Origin of the sequence: Bacillus sp. NPDC094106 (assembly GCF_044764345.1) — a bacterium.
In the GTDB taxonomy this organism is placed as follows: Bacteria; Bacillota; Bacilli; order Bacillales; family Bacillaceae_G; genus Bacillus_A.
In genome coordinates this window covers 105,136-123,237 of sequence record NZ_JBIWHY010000003.1, presented here as the reverse complement: position 1 = coordinate 123,237, position 18,102 = coordinate 105,136, and the positions used below count along the sequence as shown (strand labels likewise).

12 protein-coding genes are annotated in these 18,102 nt (G+C 35.7%); 7 read left to right on the top strand and 5 right to left on the bottom strand.

Going from position 1 to position 18,102, the window contains the following annotated elements:
• Positions 1 to 198: 198 nt before the first annotated feature.
• Positions 199 to 957, bottom strand: coding sequence for an SDR family oxidoreductase (locus ACIQ7L_RS05380; RefSeq protein ID WP_400567300.1), 759 nt, complete (start codon positions 955 to 957; stop codon positions 199 to 201).
• Positions 958 to 1,102: 145 nt separating this feature from the next.
• On the opposite strand from ACIQ7L_RS05380, the gene ACIQ7L_RS05375 reads away from it, so the two are divergent.
• The 4 genes from ACIQ7L_RS05375 to scpC all read left to right on the top strand — a co-directional run bounded on the left by ACIQ7L_RS05375 (position 1,103) and on the right by scpC (position 6,354).
• The gene (locus ACIQ7L_RS05375; RefSeq protein WP_400567298.1) at positions 1,103 to 1,669 is read left to right on the top strand and encodes a TetR/AcrR family transcriptional regulator; all 567 of its coding nucleotides are present in this window, start codon (positions 1,103 to 1,105) and stop codon (positions 1,667 to 1,669) included.
• A 444-nt stretch (positions 1,670 to 2,113) separates the two neighbouring features.
• A complete protein-coding gene (locus ACIQ7L_RS05370) occupies positions 2,114 to 3,553 on the top strand; it encodes a WD40/YVTN/BNR-like repeat-containing protein (RefSeq protein WP_400567296.1) in 1,440 nt (479 codons plus the stop codon).
• 513 nt (positions 3,554 to 4,066) lie between these two features.
• Positions 4,067 to 4,711, top strand: a complete 645-nt coding sequence (locus ACIQ7L_RS05365) for a LytTR family DNA-binding domain-containing protein (RefSeq protein ID WP_400567294.1) — start codon at positions 4,067 to 4,069, stop codon at positions 4,709 to 4,711.
• 128 nt (positions 4,712 to 4,839) lie between these two features.
• The gene (gene scpC / locus ACIQ7L_RS05360) at positions 4,840 to 6,354 is read left to right on the top strand and encodes a succinyl-CoA:acetate CoA-transferase ScpC (RefSeq protein ID WP_400567293.1); all 1,515 of its coding nucleotides are present in this window, start codon (positions 4,840 to 4,842) and stop codon (positions 6,352 to 6,354) included.
• A gap of 88 nt (positions 6,355 to 6,442) precedes the next feature.
• Here scpC and ACIQ7L_RS05355 read toward each other — a convergent pair whose 3' ends face one another.
• A complete protein-coding gene (locus ACIQ7L_RS05355; RefSeq protein ID WP_400567291.1) occupies positions 6,443 to 6,799 on the bottom strand; it encodes a DUF805 domain-containing protein in 357 nt (118 codons plus the stop codon).
• Positions 6,800 to 7,361: 562 nt separating this feature from the next.
• Here ACIQ7L_RS05355 and ACIQ7L_RS05350 point away from each other — a divergent pair.
• Positions 7,362 to 8,720: a VWA domain-containing protein gene (locus ACIQ7L_RS05350; protein ID WP_400567289.1), complete on the top strand. Its 1,359-nt coding sequence runs from the start codon at positions 7,362 to 7,364 to the stop codon at positions 8,718 to 8,720.
• A gap of 86 nt (positions 8,721 to 8,806) precedes the next feature.
• On the opposite strand, the gene ACIQ7L_RS05345 is transcribed toward ACIQ7L_RS05350, so the two are convergent.
• Positions 8,807 to 8,947 carry a YflJ family protein gene (locus tag ACIQ7L_RS05345; protein WP_097899701.1) on the bottom strand — a complete coding sequence of 47 codons (141 nt, stop codon included), beginning with the start codon at positions 8,945 to 8,947 and terminating at the stop codon, positions 8,807 to 8,809.
• A 158-nt stretch (positions 8,948 to 9,105) separates the two neighbouring features.
• Here ACIQ7L_RS05345 and ACIQ7L_RS05340 point away from each other — a divergent pair, with 158 nt between their 5' ends.
• A complete protein-coding gene (locus tag ACIQ7L_RS05340) occupies positions 9,106 to 9,465 on the top strand; it encodes a hypothetical protein (RefSeq protein ID WP_400567287.1) in 360 nt (119 codons plus the stop codon).
• A gap of 26 nt (positions 9,466 to 9,491) precedes the next feature.
• On the opposite strand, the gene ACIQ7L_RS05335 is transcribed toward ACIQ7L_RS05340, so the two are convergent.
• Complete coding sequence (locus ACIQ7L_RS05335) at positions 9,492 to 9,677, bottom strand: YhzD family protein (RefSeq protein WP_400567286.1); 186 nt, start codon at positions 9,675 to 9,677, stop codon at positions 9,492 to 9,494.
• A 1,404-nt stretch (positions 9,678 to 11,081) separates the two neighbouring features.
• Between ACIQ7L_RS05335 and ACIQ7L_RS05330 the strand changes: the two genes are divergently transcribed.
• A complete protein-coding gene (locus ACIQ7L_RS05330; protein ID WP_400567285.1) occupies positions 11,082 to 16,598 on the top strand; it encodes a Cna B-type domain-containing protein in 5,517 nt (1,838 codons plus the stop codon).
• Positions 16,599 to 16,769: 171 nt separating this feature from the next.
• Here ACIQ7L_RS05330 and ACIQ7L_RS05325 read toward each other — a convergent pair whose 3' ends face one another.
• A complete protein-coding gene (locus ACIQ7L_RS05325; protein WP_400567283.1) occupies positions 16,770 to 17,993 on the bottom strand; it encodes a helix-turn-helix domain-containing protein in 1,224 nt (407 codons plus the stop codon).
• Positions 17,994 to 18,102 lie beyond the last annotated feature (109 nt).

Here is an 18,102-nt window from a genome sequence, read left to right as displayed (position 1 = left end):
GGGAGAGAGCATCTGGCCATGCATAGAAGCGGCCAGGGCCTTTTCCTGCCCCATGCCAAGTGAAAACAAAGAGAGAAAACGAGTGTAGATCACCTTTTGTTCTTCATAGCCGTGACTTATATGTTGGAAAATCAAAATGGATAATATATAAGTAAATAAGACCACTAAATTAGTGATCTTATTAGGTGTGAATTAAAATTAATAGGAAGTCCAGCCGCCGTCTACAGCAATGACTTGTCCGTTTACGAAACTAGCCTCGTCTGAGCCTAAGAAGATAGCTAGTTGTGCAACTTCTTCTGGTTGTCCGGCACGGGGATTAATTGCCATACCTAATGCTTGGCGGCTTGCACCAAATTCGCTCAAACTAGTCATTGAAGAAGCGATGTTTGTCATGACTGCTCCAGGAGCGATACCGTTACAACGGATGTTTTTGTTCGCATACATAAAGGCCGTGTTTTTTGTTAGGCCAACGACTGCATGTTTAGATGCTGTGTAAGCAGCGCCAGCACGTGCACCGTATAATCCGCCTGCAGAAATATTATTGACGATCGTACCGTGTCCTTGTTCCAAGAAGAGATTTACTGCCATACGCATTGTTTTCATAACAGATACTGTATTTACAGAGAAAACTTTCTCCCAGCGTTCGTCTGAAATTTCACCAACAGGCTCCATTCCGTCCATAATACCTGCATTATTAACAAGAATATCTAATTTCCCATAAGCTTGTTTTGTTTCATCGAAAAGACGTTGTAGATCTTCATCGGAAGTAACGTTTGTTTGAACAGCAATGGCCTCTCCGCCTGTAGCTTTAATTCCCTGTACTACACTTTGAGCCCCTTCTAAGTTTAAGTCTGATACAACGACCTTTGCCCCTTCTTTTGCATAACCTTCTGCAATTGCTTTCCCCATACCTGACGCAGCACCAGTGACAATTGCTACTTTTTCTGTTAATCTCATCCGAAACGGCCCCCTTTGTATTTATTGAACAGTTGTTCAATAAAAATTATAATAATATAAAAGAGCGCTTACAATGAGCAAAATAACGATAAATGTTCAATAATTAACACATAGTAAGAAATGTGTTCAATAAGAGGTGAAAAAAATGATGCGTACAGATATGCGTATTGTGAAAACGAAAGAGGCGTTACATAACGCATTGTTAGAATTACTAAACGAAAAAAGTCTAGAAGTCATCTCAATCTCGGAAATTTGCAGAAAAGCAAAAATAAATCGCGGTACATTTTACTTGCATTATACACAAATAGAAGATTTATTTGAGGAATACTTCAAAGAAATTACAGCAGATTTGGCACGTTCTTATCAAGAACCTTATCGCCATGTATCAGTATTGAAAACTAGTAAATTAGATCCTTCTACCATTCGGATTTTTCATCATATCGAAAAATATAAATCATTCTACAGAATTGTTTTCTCAAAAAAGGTTCCATTAATGTACTATTATTCATTGTTCGAGGAAATAAAGCATTTGTTACTTCAAGATCAAGAAGCTTTGCTTAAAGAAGAAGTTAATCATTCACTCTATTGTTCTTATCAAGCAAATGCGATTATTGGCATAATTATTGAGTGGTATCAAAATGATTTTTCTTATAGTACAAGTTATTTAAATGATCAACTTGTTCAATTCTTAAATATGAGAGTAGACGGCTAGTTCAATTTGCTAGGTAAAGTATGGTGAACCGAATCATAAGTAATGGATACTGATTTGAATTTAAAAATTAATTGTTTATTTCAGATGAAAACCTGATGTAATGATGCTTAGTGTGCTAACACTAAGCATCATTAGAGCACTTATTTGAGCGACTGCATCTGCGATATGAGTACAGTGAATTTTTGTTTTAGTTCTATGGGAATAATGTTAATAAAAATTGGAATTAAGAGATTAGCACTGATCTTTGCATGATGGGATGCTTTTTTATTTTCTTTTAATTACTATATCAATTCCGATTTCTTTACCTTTAATTCGTATGTAATTAAATAATATGATGATTAAAGGATTATACAAATATTTGGTAAAACAAAGTATACTTAATGTCATTGATACATTTAATTAGGAGTGATTTCTATATTTGGGAAAAATACGAAAAGGATACTTATGTCATTATTAACAAATCCAGTATTAATAATTGGATACTGGATTTTTTGTTATGAGTTAGCTTCATTATGTATGTATGGAAGAGCTAATTATAATACTTATATTTTATTATTATGTGTAGTATTTTTTATATCTATAACTACATTTACTACAATGAGAGTGATAAAAGATAGAGAATATGAATCTAAAAGATTAACTAATTCAACTGCATGGAAATATATTTCTATTATCATTATTGTTGTAATCACATCGTTTTATGGAGTACAGATTTATAAAAGTGCAACAAATTATAATGGCAAACTTGCATGGTTTATAGAAAGGGTAAAACATGAAAGATCAGTTAAATTTAAACATAATAATATATATGAATCTGGAGTAGAAGGTATTTTTGAAGATATAAATAAAAAATATACTTTGCCAAAGAAATTATATATGGCAACTGATTTTGATCTTACATTTCGTTCAGATGGAACAATCACAGCGTTTGATACATTTGTTTATGGGAAAACTGCTGATGGGAAAGAGGAAACTTATTTAATATCTTATGATAAGAAGAAATCAGAAGATATTACTGTAATACGAGACGGGTATGTAAATCCTGATTATGATGATGATAAACTAGTAGAACCTCTAATTAAAACGGTTAAGGCTATTCCAGTTAAGCAAACAGTTAGTAAGTGGAATGAAGGTAAGTACGGATTGATTTATTATGGGAAAAGGAATTGGGGATATAATACAGAGGGAATTATTAATATTAATGAGGATGGTAAGGAGCATAATCTTGAAGAAGCAACTTCTGAAATCATTGGATATACGGTGTCTATATTTGTCCCTGGAAAAGAGAAAGAGGTAGTACCTGCTAGATATAACTTAATATGTGACGCAAATTGGAGTAAATCAAAGACTCCTCCAAATAAAGATAGGTCTAAAGAGAAGAAACAAGATTTAACGAATGATAAGGAACAGTTTTTCCTGTCAAAGGAAGTTGGTTATAAACTAAATATGACAGAAAAAGCATTAGGTAGCGCTTTTTATTCACTAAGCAAGACTAGTGATGGAGGTAAAACATGGGAGGTTATCAATACAGACCCATTCAACGGAGGAATTGGTAGTGTGTCAGGAATTACTTTTATAAATGATAAACTGGGGTTTTTAGGAGCAGTTAGACCTTCTGGTAATGAGGGAGAGTTATATCGTACAGATGATGGAGGCCTATCTTTCAAAAAGGTAAATTATCCGCCGCATGAAGTGAAATTAGATCATACACAGTCTATAATAAGTCCTTTTGATTCTCCAGGTATGCCTTATGAGAAAGATGGAGTCTTTAATATGTTAGTTGGGCAAGGGGCAGATGGAGATTATAATGGTAATAGCAGCGCACTTTATCAATCAAAAGATAAAGGAGAAACATGGGAATATGTGGAGGAAGTTGGGAAATAGTTAAAGTTAGTACTAAAATTACATAATATATATTTATGTGTGCCAATGAAAATATCTAAAAAAAGTATTAACGCTAGTATTATGAAATAAATAATTATATATTGAAAAAATAAAATGACCTCTGTTGCAGGTATAACGGTGAACCGTATCATAGGTAAATGAGATTTAAAAATAAATACCTGATCCCTTTTACAGTGAAGCAGTATGATGTAACGGGGTGAGATGTAAATATAAAAAGAAGGGGTGCATGTTAATCATGCACCCCTTCTTTTTCATACGATCTCATTGTGGAAACTAATCCTGCAGGATATTTCTCCATGTTACATTGATCGCAGGAACGAACTTTATATGAAAAAAATATTTGAACACATAACGTCTATATTTTTTGTACTGTTTGCAAGTGTCACCACTGTTGAACTTCTTTTTGATTAGGACTTTATTATTTTTCCCAACAGAATCAGTACAGTTTGGTGTTAATAATAGTAGTATAATAGTGAATGGGGTGTTAATAGTATGGAAGATATAACATTAGGGTTACTACTAGATGTCGTTGGTGAATTATTTTCAGATGAAATTTCAATTGCCGTTTCTAATACAAAAGAATATATCTACTATCGGCCAAGTAAACGAATTGATTTAAAAATTAGCGTCGGGGATCCTATAAAGGAAGGAACGATTGCCCATAAAGCAATAGTGACGCAGCAAAAGGCCTCTGAGTTTATTGATCGGAATGTTTTTGGTATTCCTTATCATGGAATGGCCGTACCATTTTTAAATAATGGAAAGCTTGAGGGTTGCGTGACGGCAATTTATCCCGCTTTAACGGATGGAAAATCGGTCGTTACCTTAAAAACAACGGACGGCTGGATTCCGCTTCCTTTTTCAAAGGTCATTTATTTAGAGGCCAAAGATAAAAAGACGTATGTGAATTCAGGAGAGTTATCAGGAACACATAAATACTCTCTGCAGGAATTCGAATACTTGCTTCCGAAGGATTCATTTATTAGATGTCACCGTTCATTTATTGTAAATGTTAATCATATTAAAGCGATTTATCCTGATACTCATTCTACCTTTTTACTTTCGATGAATAATAATGAGAGGATACCAGTTAGTCAATCATACGCTAGTTATTTCCGAAAACTTCTAGGATTCTAGATTTTTTCTGCTTTAGAGCCCGGATTCGCTATTTTATCCGAATTTTCGGTATCGTATACCAAAAACCCTATTTTGATGGTGTTAATGTGTAAAATAATTATGAATATTCATTAAGAGAGGGATTAATTATGGAGAATAATTTGGATAGAATCAGGGACCATCGTCTAAAGGAACGGGTCGTTACACCTGAAGAAGCGGCTTCTTGGATTCAAAATGGAATGACTTTAGGCTTAAGTGGGTTTACACGTGCAGGTGATGTGAAAGCAGTCCCGTTTGCGTTGGTGAACCGCGTTAAGAATGATGAATCTTTTAAAGTAAATGTATATACTGGAGCTTCCTTAGGCTCGGATGTGGATAAATTATTTGCTGAAGCAGGAATTTTAGGAAAAAGATTGCCTTTCCAAGCTGATGCGACTATGCGAAAAGGAATTAATAATGGAGACTTTTTATTCGTGGATCAGCACTTGTCTCATACAGCAGAGATGATTCGTGCGGACGTTATGGATATAGATGTTGCTATTTTGGAAGCGATTGCAATAACTGAGGACGGAATGGTTATTCCAACCACTTCAATTGGAAATTCCATGGCGTTTGCTCTAAATGCTAAGTCTATTATTATTGAAATTAATATGGCTCAAGCTACACAACTAGAGGGGCTGCATGATTTATATGAACCTGGGAAACAAGGGTCAAGGCTTCCAATTCCGCTCGTTAAAACGGATGATCGAATTGGAATTAGTGGCATTCCAGTTGATGTTGAAAAAGTGAAGGGTATTGTGTTTACGAACCAGCTTGATTCACCATCGACGATTGTTCCGCCAGATGAAGAAACGGTTATTATGGCACAGCACTTAATCGAGTTCCTTCGAAAAGAAGTGAAAGTAGGCCGATTAACGGAAAGTTTAGCGCCATTACAATCGGGAATTGGTTCAGTGGCCAATGCAGTGCTGCATGGAATGTTAGATTCAGAGTTTCAAGATTTAGAAGTTTATTCCGAGGTGTTACAAGATGCGGTCTTTGATCTTATAGATGCTGGGAAAGTAAATTTTGCTTCTTGTTGCTCTATCACGCTTTCCGAAGAGAAAATGCAACAGGTATTTTCTAACTTTGAGAAATATCGCAACAAATTAATCATGCGCCCGCAAGAGATTTCTAATCACCCTGAAATCATTCGTCGCCTTGGGTTAATCTCGATTAATACTGCTTTAGAATTAGATATATACGGAAATGTCAATTCTACTCACGTTTTAGGTACAAAAATGATGAACGGTATTGGTGGTTCTGGTGATTTTGCAAGAAATGCACGCCTAGCTATCTTTGTTACTAAATCCATTGCAAAAGGTGGTAACATTTCAAGCATCGTTCCTTTCGTCTCTCATGTAGACCATACCGAACACGATGTAGATGTTATCGTCACTGAGCAGGGATATGCTGACTTAAGAGGACTGGCGCCAAGGGAAAGAGTAGAACTGATTATTGAGAATTGCGCACATCCAATGTATCGTGACCAGCTACGAGCTTATTACCAAGAAGCACAAACAAGGGGTGGACAAACTCCTCATGTGTTAGAAAAAGCTTTTTCTTGGCATACGAATTATGCTAAAAATGGAACAATGCTTGAAAAGGTATTAGAAACCGTATAAGTACGTATCACAAATAAAGAAAAAATAGAAATAGCCCATGAAGAAAATCTTCATGGGCTATTTATCTACTTATATAGTAAGAATAATATTAATAGCTTGTGTCAGCCTTAGGGTTTGTACCATATTTGTTATCGCCTTTTTGACTATCCTGGCAAAAGAATATAATGAGAACGATACCACCAATGACAGGAATAATGCTCAGTAGCTGCCACCAGCCACTTTTTCCTGTATCGTGCAGTCTGCGGGCACCAACAGCTAAGGATGGCAATATGATTGCGAGAGCATAAAGTGCGAAAGGTATCAAAAATTTATCCGATACTGTCACAAGGATTTCTAATCCAATAGTGATAATAAGGTTAATAAGGAAAAACATCCAGTATTCTGTACGACGAGCTCTCCCTTGAAAACCTACATAGTTTTTTAGTGCTTTTACATACCATTGCATGCAAGGTTCCTCCTTTTTTTTAATAATGATTATAAAATGGTAATGATTATCATTGGTAATATAACATTTCATTTTCATCCTGTCTAGACAATAAAAGGAAAATTTCAGTTTTATAGAAAAAAACTTAATTTCTTAAGGTCTCTCTTGGCTCTACATGATTGGAGCATAGAGGAGAAATCTTATTTCTCTTCTGTCTCCCGCTACTTCTCTAACAACAAATTTCTCAGTACATGGGCTCGGTACAATACTGTAATCATTTACTAGTTGCATAGGCGATCTTCAACCAGTAGTTCTTTTTATATAAATCCATTTAATTTTTCGGCATCTAAATTCTTGCTATGTAGAATAAAAAGTAACCTACACTCGTTTTTTACTTCGCATGTGGCAAAAAAAGGTCCTGATGACCGCTTCTATGCATGGCCAGATCCTCTCTCCCACCTAAAAAGAAGGGTTTTATGTTGGTTTTTTAATTGATGTATATATATCATTAAGATTCCACTTTTCCCTTTTCTTGTAATATTGTAAGCTATTATATATAGATGAATAAAAAGGGGATACGTATATGAAGTCCTTAATTAGAGGGGAAAAGATCAAGTTATCAGATTACACTTCATGTAAAGAATTACAAGTTGAGATTTCGATACAATCTAGCTTAGAAATTGATATTACTTGTTTTGGATTAAATGCAGACAAGAAAATAGTAGATGATCGATTTGTCGTTTTTTATAATCAATTACAATCTCCAAATAGAGAAATGTGTCTTACATCACATGGTAATGGATACAGCAATTTTTTAATCGATTTATCAAATGTTCCGCTTTCTACTGTTCAGAATTTAGTGTTCACGGCAACAATTGATAACAATGGAACAATGTCTATGATTTCTTCAGGGTACATGCTAGTAAAAGCAAATGGGCAGCCAATCCTAAAATATGAATTTACAGGGAATCAGTTTGAAAATGAAAAAGCGATCATTATTTCAGAAATTTACTATAAGTCAATGTGGAGACTTTCTGCTGTTGGACAAGGATTTAATGGTGGGTTAGCTGCATTACTAGAGCATTTTGGTGGTGAGGTTGCGGATAAACAAGAAGTACAAAATACCGTAAATCAACAGATACCTACTCCAATTGTAAATAGTAAAAAGATTTTACTAGAGAAAAAAATGGCCAAGCAGGCTCCGAAATTACTCGATCTTTCTAAAAAGGCGAAGATTTCTTTGGAGAAGGTTGGGTTGCAAAATCATGAAGCCAAAGTGGCCCTTTGTCTAGATATTTCTGGTTCCATGTATGATTTGTATAGATCTGGAAAGATTCAAGAATTCGCTGAAAGGATATTAGCGCTTGGAACTAGGTTTGATGATGATGGTTCAATCGATATCTTTTTGTTCGGACAATATGCTCATGATGCTGGTGAATTAACGATTGATAATTTTGATGGTTTTGTTAATCGCATGATTCGTCGCTATCCTCTTGAGGGCGCTACTTATTATTCCGATGTTATGAAAATGGTTAGGGAACATTACTTTGGTCTCGCTCAAAGACGCAGGGAGCCATTATCCGAGGAAACTCCTGTATATGTTATGTTCTTAACAGATGGCGCAGCCTTTGATGAAACCCGTACGATTGATGAAATAGAAAGCTCTTCATATGAGCCTATCTTCTGGCAGTTTATGGCGATAGGTGAATCGAATTATGATGCCTATGGTAACTATCAAAACGTTGGCAATTTTGGTTTCTTAGAAGAGTTAGATAACTTAACAGGGCGCTTCATTGATAATGCAAATTTCTTTCATGTAGCAGATCCTGCCGGGATACCTGATAATCAGCTATATGATTTACTCATGAACGAATATCCAGGCTGGGTTAAACTTGCTAGATCTAAAGGATTAATCTTACAAAAAATTGGAAGCAGAATGTAGTGAATTTGTTCTTTATTACTTTAGACAATCTGCAGAATAAGGTAAATGAAAAAAGCTCCTTCAGCCAAAGAAGGAGCTTCTTCAAATTAAGCAGATTGTCTCTTCGCTTTTTCAAGCAAACTAGCCAACACATGCGTACGATAAGATTCTAGTTTTCTGCCTTCGTAGTAACGGATACCTAATTTTTTTAATTCGCTTACATACCAACCTTTGCTTCCGAAATACATATAATCTCTCCCCTTCATGTTTGGTGTAGTTTATTTGTTCTGATTGTTACTTGGAGGTCCGGGAAATAGGTGAAGAAAATGAATTTCGTGTGAAAATGGTTAACTTCGGTGTAAAAGACATATATACTAAAGGTAGTATATAACGAGGTGGACAAGACGTGATTATAGAGAAGCACGAAATTCAAATTGACCAAATTACGAGCGGAAAGGTAAATATATTTACTTTTTACCGAAATAAAAAGCAAATTGACGATCCGTTTTTAAAATTGCAAGAACCATCGCTTACGGCAAACTACTTTTTCCATTTTCATTTGGATGCAGAAAGCCTTAGCCTTCTACAGGAAGAGTTCCAGGGCGTATATCCGTACGACGGGAATGGAAGCATCCACGACTGGACGGAAAAGATGAAAGATGAATTGCAGCGCCAAATTCAAGCTGGAGAGTGGAATCGGCGCGTGCGTATTGGAAATCGCATTCTAGATGTGGTATTTACGTGGTGTGATGAAGATATGGAATGAAAAAGAAGCGGATGACGCTTCTTTTTTTAGCGCTGGAATAAAACAAGCTTTCCTGCTGAAGATGTGCAGCGATGTGTTTTTTCATACAATCCTTTTTCTCGTAAAATAGATTCACCCTTTGATTTCGCTTCTGCTTCTGTTGCGGCCTCGAACGATTCGTCTAATGCTTTTGAACCATCTTTTTCAAAGACTGTTAGAATGTATGCCCCCATAAAAATTCCCCTCCAAATTAAAATCAGAATCTTATAACTATTTTGTCATAAAACGTTAGAATATGCAAAGAAATATGTGACATGATTGGTAATAAGTAAGATGGCTTTTGTATCTATTTTGTTTTTGAAGAGAAAGGAGGAGGTGGCTCTATGATCATGATTCTTGATTTTTATTTAAGTAAAACAAGAAATCATAAGGCTGTGAATCGCTTTTTCAAGAAAGCGAATTGGTATTTTAAATGTTTGATAGATGAAATAACAAGTGTATCTTATATCAATCAAATGAACATGTTGCAAAATAATAATCATTCCATAAATTTTCCCAGTTTCTCTTAAAATAATTATATATTCATGAGAATTTTACCATAAATTAGTTTGTTAACTTACTAAGATGATAAGAGTAAGTAATACATGCTAAAAACAATGAAAAAAGAAAGGGGAAGATAATCCAAAGTGTAACACTTATTTATGAATGGAGAGGAAAGAGAAATTTGTACTAGAAATGCTCTAAATACAATGGATAGGGGGAAGGAATAGGGTATGGTGCGTGACGTTAGGCAGAAATCGAGTTTACTCGAGGGATTGCCTGGACTAACGATTTAAGTTAGTAACAACTGAAACTGTGAGACCACGGTGGGATACCCAAACAAATCCCATGACGAGATGGCTGTTAATACTCCCCCATGCGTAATTGGTAACGAATGCGTGTGAAGCGGGGGAAAGTCGCATCGAGTAGCCCTAACAGGTGAAGCTGAGGAAAGGTTAAACATACTGCGAAAGTGGTGCGGACAGGGAGCTATATATGGTCAGAATTTGAATTATCAATGACGAACTGCCGAATGTACGTCTCGTAAATCCGTTCCTAGAAATGGGTATACATATAAATATATTGCCTCCAGAACAAATATCATACGGTTTGTGATGGATAAAGCTAAAGGGTTGTTTTAACTTCTTATGAAGTGGTAATCGGGACAAAGGCAAGGACCTACGTATAGTTATATACCTAGCAGTTTTGGAACGTCAGAAGTCCCTAACGATGTAGTAATAACTTGGGGAACAGCAATCACATACATAAACATAAGCTGTGAAAGAGTTATGAATAGGGATGGCAGCTGGGGTGTAGTACCAATGAAGCTCTGATAATAAGGAGTGGAGGGAAGGCCCAAAGTCTAATGAACAGGTTACTCGCTATCTATTAGGGAAAGAAGGCGATGCCAAGTGGCGTATTCTACGAACTTGTTTATTAGATGGAACGCCGTGTGCGGTGAAAGTCGCATGCACGGTGTGGGGTAGGGGAAAAGCTGGAGATTACTTCAAAAGTTTACCTACTACCATTATTTGAAAAGAATCACTTCAATTTTTTCAATCATCATGATCTTTATGTTTACTATAGGTCAGAGTTTGGTGCCTATAATAGCAAAGGCACAAGAATTAAATACAACAGGATTTGTGGATAGTTTTACAATCGATAAAACGCAATTAGGTTACAGTGAACAAACTGGAATAAGAGTGAATTTTAGTGATAAATCTGGAAATCAAATGAAGGCTGGTGACACACTAACATTAACGTTACCTCATGAATTAATGGGATTTAGAGGAACGATTCTATTAAAAAATGATGAAGGAACTGATTTTGGTACTTGTAAAATCACGACAACGAATGTCGTATGTACATTTACTGATGTGGTTGAGAAACTTCAAAATATTAGAGGACATTTTAATTTTACAGTTTCAGGAATGAATGTACCAACGGGAGAAACAAAAACAATCGAGACAAATCTAGGTACAAATTTAGAAAAGCAAGCGGTAACGATTAGCGGCCCAACTGGTAGTACAGAACCTACAGAGTTTTTCTACAAAGCAGGCGATATTCAGCACGATAATACCGATGAAGTGCGTTGGTTCTTGGCTATAAACAATAAAAAACAGCAGTTAAATACTGATATTGTTTTGTCTGATAGTGTGCAGCCCGGGCAAACACTTAATAAGAATAGTTTTTATATAGCAATTCATAATGGAACTACGTCTTTAAATTTAACACTTCAACAATTTCAAGATCAAGGCTATGGAACGATTACTTTTACTGGTGATAATTCATTTGATGTCTTGATTTATAAGGATAAAGCAAGCGGTAATTCTTTTGCGGTTGGCTATACAACTGCTATAACGGAAAGCGGAAAGAAACAAGAATCATTTTTAAATAATTATAAGATTAATTACCAAATTGTTAACGAAGCTCCAGTATCGGATGCAAATAGTGCATGGGTTAAGAATATAAGCATGGATGGCGGTGCTGATGGTGATTTGCCTCCTAAAGGAACGTTAAGAATTGTTAAGCACATTGCAGGAAACGAAGAGAAATTCATCCAAGGTGTCACGTTTAAGTTGTATAAAGAATCAGGTCAGCAAATAGGAGGTACTTATACAACAGATGCACAAGGTATAGTTGAAGTTCCTGATTTAATGGCGGGAAATTACTATGTGCAAGAAATTTCAGCTCCAGACTATCTGGATTTTGATCCGCAAGCAAAAGTAAGCTTTACAGTTGATGCAAATGCTGAAAAAGGTGTAAAGCTTATGATTCCGAATAAAGTGAAGAAGACATCCGTTTCAGGAACGAAGACTTGGAACGATAACAACGCAAAGGATCGTCCACAAACAATCAAAGTAGACTTACTACAAAATGACAAGGTAATCCAAACACAAGAGGTAACAGCAGCAAACGGTTGGAACTATACATTTGCAGACTTGGCACAATATGATGCAAATGGTGTTGCTTACAAGTATGAAGTAAAAGAACAAGCAGTAGCGGGATACAAATCGGAAGTGAATGGTTATAACATTATGAATACAAAAGAAGTAAAAACAACATCCGTTTCAGGAACGAAAACTTGGAAAGACAACAATGCGACAGATCGACCGACGATGATTAAGGTAGACTTACTGCAAAACGGTAAAGTAGTAGAAACACAAGAAGTAACAGCGGCAAACGATTGGAATTATACGTTTGCAGATTTAGCACAATATGATGCGAATGGTGTTGCTTACAAGTATGAAGTAAAAGAACAAGCAGTAGCGGGATACAAATCGGAAGTGAATGGTTATAACATTACGAATACAAAAGAAGTAAAAACAACATCCGTTTCAGGAACGAAAACTTGGAAAGACAACAATGCATCAGATCGACCGACAATGATTAAAGTAGACTTATTGCAAAATGGCAACGTAATTAAAACACAAGACGTAACAGCGGCAAACAATTGGAATTATACGTTTGTAGATTTAGCACAATATGATGCGAATGGTGTTGCCTATACTTATACAGTAAAAGAACATCCGGTAGCAGGATACAAATCGGAAGTAAATGGTTACAACATTACAAACACAAAAGTAGCAAAATTGACAGTAGAAGGAACGAAGACATGGAAAGACGGAAACGCAATAGACCGTCCGGCAATGATCAAAGTAGACTTACTCCAAAACGGAAACGTAATCAAAACACAAGACGTACTGGCAGTAATAGGTTGGAAATATATATTTGCAGATTTAGAAACATATGATGCGAATGGAATAGCGTATACGTATGAAGTGAAAGAACATCTGGTAGCAGGATATCAATCCATCTTAAGCGGTTATGACATCACAAATACAAAAGTAGGCGAAACGAAAGTAGAAGGAACGAAGACATGGAACGATAACAACGCAACAGATCGTCCAAGCGTGATTAAAGTGGATTTACTGCAAAACGGTAAAGTGATTGAAACAAAAGAAGTAACAGGGGAAAAAGGCTGGAAATATGAATTCAAAGATTTAGCAGCATATGATGAGAATGGAGTAGCGTACACGTATACAGTAAAAGAACATCCGATAGCGGGATATCAATCTGACGTACATGGTTATGACATCATAAATACAAAAGTAGGCGAAACGAAAGTAGAAGGAACGAAGACATGGAACGATAACAACGCAACAGATCGTCCAAGCGCGATTCAAGTGGATTTACTGCAAAACGGTAAAGTAGTAGACACAAAAGAAATAACAGAGGTAACAAATTGGAAGTATACGTTTGAAAATCTACCAGTATACGATGCAAATGGCGTTGCTTACAAGTATGAAGTAAAAGAACATCCGATAGCGGGATATCAATCTGACGTACACGGCTATGACATCATAAATACAAAAGTAGGCGAAACAAAAGTAGAAGGAACGAAGACGTGGAAAGATGATAATACGACAGATCGTCCGAAAACAATCAAGGTAGACTTACTACAAAACGGTCAAGTTATCGACACGAAAGAAGTAACGGCGGAAAAAGGCTGGAAATATGAATTCAAAGACTTAGCCGCGTACGATGCAAACGGGGTAGCATACAAGTATGAAGTGAAAGAACACCCGGTGGATGGATATAAAACAGAAGTAAAAGGTTATGACATCACGAATACAAAAGTAGATCAAACAAAAGTAGAAGGAACGAAGACATGGAACGATAACAACGCAACAGATCGTCCAAGCGTGATTAAAGTGGATTTACTACAAAACGGTAAAGTAGTAGAAACAAAAGAAGTAACAGCGGCAACAAAATGGAAGTACACATTTGAAAAGCTACCAGCGTACGATGCAAACGGAGTAGCGTACAAGTATGAAGTAAAAGAACACCCGGTGGATGGATATAAATCGGAAGTAAACGGTTATGACATCACGAATACAAAAGTAGGCGAAACAACAGTAGATCAAACAAAAGTAGAAGGAACAAAAACATGGAAAGACGACAATGCGACAGATCGTCCGAAAACAATTAAAGTGGATTTACTGCAAAACGGTAAAGTAGTAGAAACAAAAGAAGTAACAGCGGAAAAAGGCTGGAAATATGAATTCAAAGACTTAGCCGCGTACGATGCAAACGGAGTAGCGTACAAGTATGAAGTAAAAGAACACCCGGTGGATGGATATAAATCGGAAGTAAACGGTTATGACATCACGAATACAAAAGTAGGCGAAACAACAGTAGATCAAACAAAAGTAGAAGGAACAAAAACATGGAAAGACGACAATGCGACAGATCGTCCGAAAACAATTAAAGTGGATTTACTGCAAAACGGTAAAGTAGTAGAAACAAAAGAAGTAACAGCGGAAAAAGGCTGGAAATATGAATTCAAAGACTTAGCCGCGCACGATGCAAACGGAGTAGCGTACAAGTATGAAGTAAAAGAACACCTGGTAGACGGATACAAATCCAGCGTAAACGGTTATGACATCACGAATACAAAAGTAGGTGAAACACCAGTAGGTAAAACAAAAGTAGAAGGAACAAAAACATGGAAAGACGACAATGCGACAGATCGTCCGAAAGTGATAAAAGTAGACTTACTGCAAAACGGTCAAGTGATTGACACGAAAGAAGTAACAGCGGAAAAAGGATGGAAATATGAATTCAAAGACTTAGCCGCGCACGATGCAAACGGAGTAGCGTACAAGTATGAAGTAAAAGAACACCCGGTAGATGGATATAAATCGGAAGTAAAAGGTTATGATATCACGAATACAAAAGTAGGCGAAACACCAGTAGGTAAAACAAAAGTAGAAGGAACAAAAACATGGAAAGATGATAATGAGAAAGATCGTCCGAAAGTGATAAAAGTAGACTTACTGCAAAATGGCAAAGTGATTGATACGAAAGAAGTAACAGCGGAAAAAGGCTGGAAATATGAATTCAAAGACTTAGCCGCGCACGATGCAAACGGAGTAGCGTACAAGTATGAAGTAAAAGAACACCCGGTGGATGGATATAAATCGGAAGTAAACGGTTATGACATCACGAATACAAAAGTAGGCGAAACAACAGTAGATCAAACAAAAGTAGAAGGAACAAAAACATGGAAAGACGACAATGCGACAGATCGTCCAAGTGTGATTCAAGTGGATTTACTGCAAAACGGTAAAGTAGTAGAAACAAAAGAAGTAACAGCGGCAACAAAATGGAAGTACACATTTGAAAACCTACCAGCATACGATGCAAATGGAGTAGCGTACAAGTATGAAGTAAAAGAACACCTGGTAGACGGATACAAATCCAGCGTAAACGGTTATGACATCACGAATACAAAAGTAGGTGAAACACCAGTAGGTAAAACAAAAGTAGAAGGAACGAAGACATGGAAAGACGACAATGCGACAGATCGTCCGAAAGTGATAAAAGTAGACTTACTGCAAAACGGTCAAGTGATTGACACGAAAGAAGTAACAGCGGAAAAAGGATGGAAATATGAATTCAAAGACTTAGCCGCGCACGATGCAAACGGAGTAGCGTACAAGTATGAAGTAAAAGAACACCCGGTAGATGGATATAAATCGGAAGTAAAAGGTTATGATATCACGAATACAAAAGTAGGCGAAACACCAGTAGGTAAAACAAAAGTAGAAGGAACAAAAACATGGAAAGACGATAATGCGACAGATCGTCCGAAAGTGATAAAAGTAGACTTACTCCAAAACGGTAAAGTGATTGATACGAAAGAAGTAACAGCGGAAAAAAGCTGGAAATATGCATTTACAGATTTAGCGGCATATGATACAGATGGAAAAGCATATAAGTATGAAGTGAAAGAACAACCAGTAGATGGATATAAAACAGAAGTAAAAGGTTATGATATCACGAATACGAAAATCAAGGATGGGACAGTTGTAGATCCAAACAAAGATCCAAATACAAATACAAATACAAATACAAATACAAATACAAATATAAACAAAGTTACAAACACAAATAACGATTCAAAAGTTACACCTACTAAAGGAAATGGAAAGACGACAGCATTACTTCCTAAAACGGGAGGAACACCAACGGAATTTATTACAATGCTTGTAGGTATGTTGTTGTTAATCTTTGGGGTAATCTTATTCCGCCGTCAACGAGGTCAATAAGTAAGTAGTATTGCTATTAAGTTGAAAAACATGCTAGATGCTGAGAGGACACTGAAAAAAGTTCCTTAGAAAAGAAAAAGAAGATAACTACCTAATATATAGGGGGGTATCTTCTTTTTGATTTTTGTATATTGATAAAAATTTTGTTGTTTACTCAAAGTGGACTCTATTTCATAGTATGGTATGTTTCTGCCGAAATAGTTTTGGTGTTTCGCCAGTGAATTCTTTGAAAATCTTTGTGAAATAACTTTGATCGGTAAAGTTAAGCAAAATACAAATATCTGTTAGGGAATGTGTAGTTAAACTTAAGAGCCTTTGTGCCTCTTCTATTTTCGCTTGTTGTATATATTTACTTAAAGAAATTCCTACCTCTTTTTTAAACAATGTAGATAAATAGTTGGGGTGCATATGAATAGCATCGGCAAGGTCTTTAAGTGATATTTCTTGATAAAGATTTCTGGCAATATAGTTTTGGCAAGCGAGAATAGTTGGAGAATATTTTTTCACCCTCCATTCTTTTACACGATCTGCAAAAGTACATAAAACTTCTTCAAGTAGTCTATTGACGTCTTTTAAGTTATCTAACTTTTCTAAGCTTTGTATATATAAATCACTCAGTGAATAAGCAATTTCTGAAGGAAGGCCTCCTTCCATTGCATATCTACAAGCTAAAGTAATAAAACTGATGGCAAGATTTTTTTTATTTCTCACCTCACTTGTTAACGATAAAACCCCAAGCGTCGTTGGGTCAACTGAGTAATAATATTTTAGCATTTCTTTTTTATTTCCAGTTTCAATGTATTTAAAAAACTTCTTTTCCGTTGCATAATCATGATGAATAACACTATTCTGACGACCTATTAAAGTGTTCAAATCATTGTTCATGTTTTCAAAAAGGTTGTTTTTTTGTTGAACAGTGGTTACGTCTAATTTTTTATTGTAGATGAGATAATACAGTAAAATACTTATATGAATTAAAGTTGAAGCATTGATTATTGGAAGCGAATTGTAATAATTTCGAACTTCTTCTTTATTTATCATTAATCTACTGTCGTTTGTTATTCTTTCAATTTGTGCTGAAAGTGGTCCTGAAAATATAGATGGCCCTATGATAAAACTTCCATTTATGTAGTCCTTACGTTCAACATGGATAACGATAAAATTCTCTAAATATTCATTGCTTTTAATGGTTGGGAAGTTTTGAAGAATGGTACCATTAAACAACCCATTTAACTGCTCCTCTTTAGAAGTATAGAAGGGATTAAGTATATCTTTAAATGCAAATTCATATACGATATGTTTGTCTTTATCTAGAAAGCAAATTGGTACTTTAAATGTTTGAAAGATTAAATGACAAGTGTATTTTATGTCAATTGAATTAATATGTTGTAACATAATACTCACTCCATAAATTTACTATTTAATATGTAACGATGTGTAGTGCTATATAAATCCATTTTGATTTTTTTACACAAAATATTTTAAACTCTCTTCCTCCCCCTTA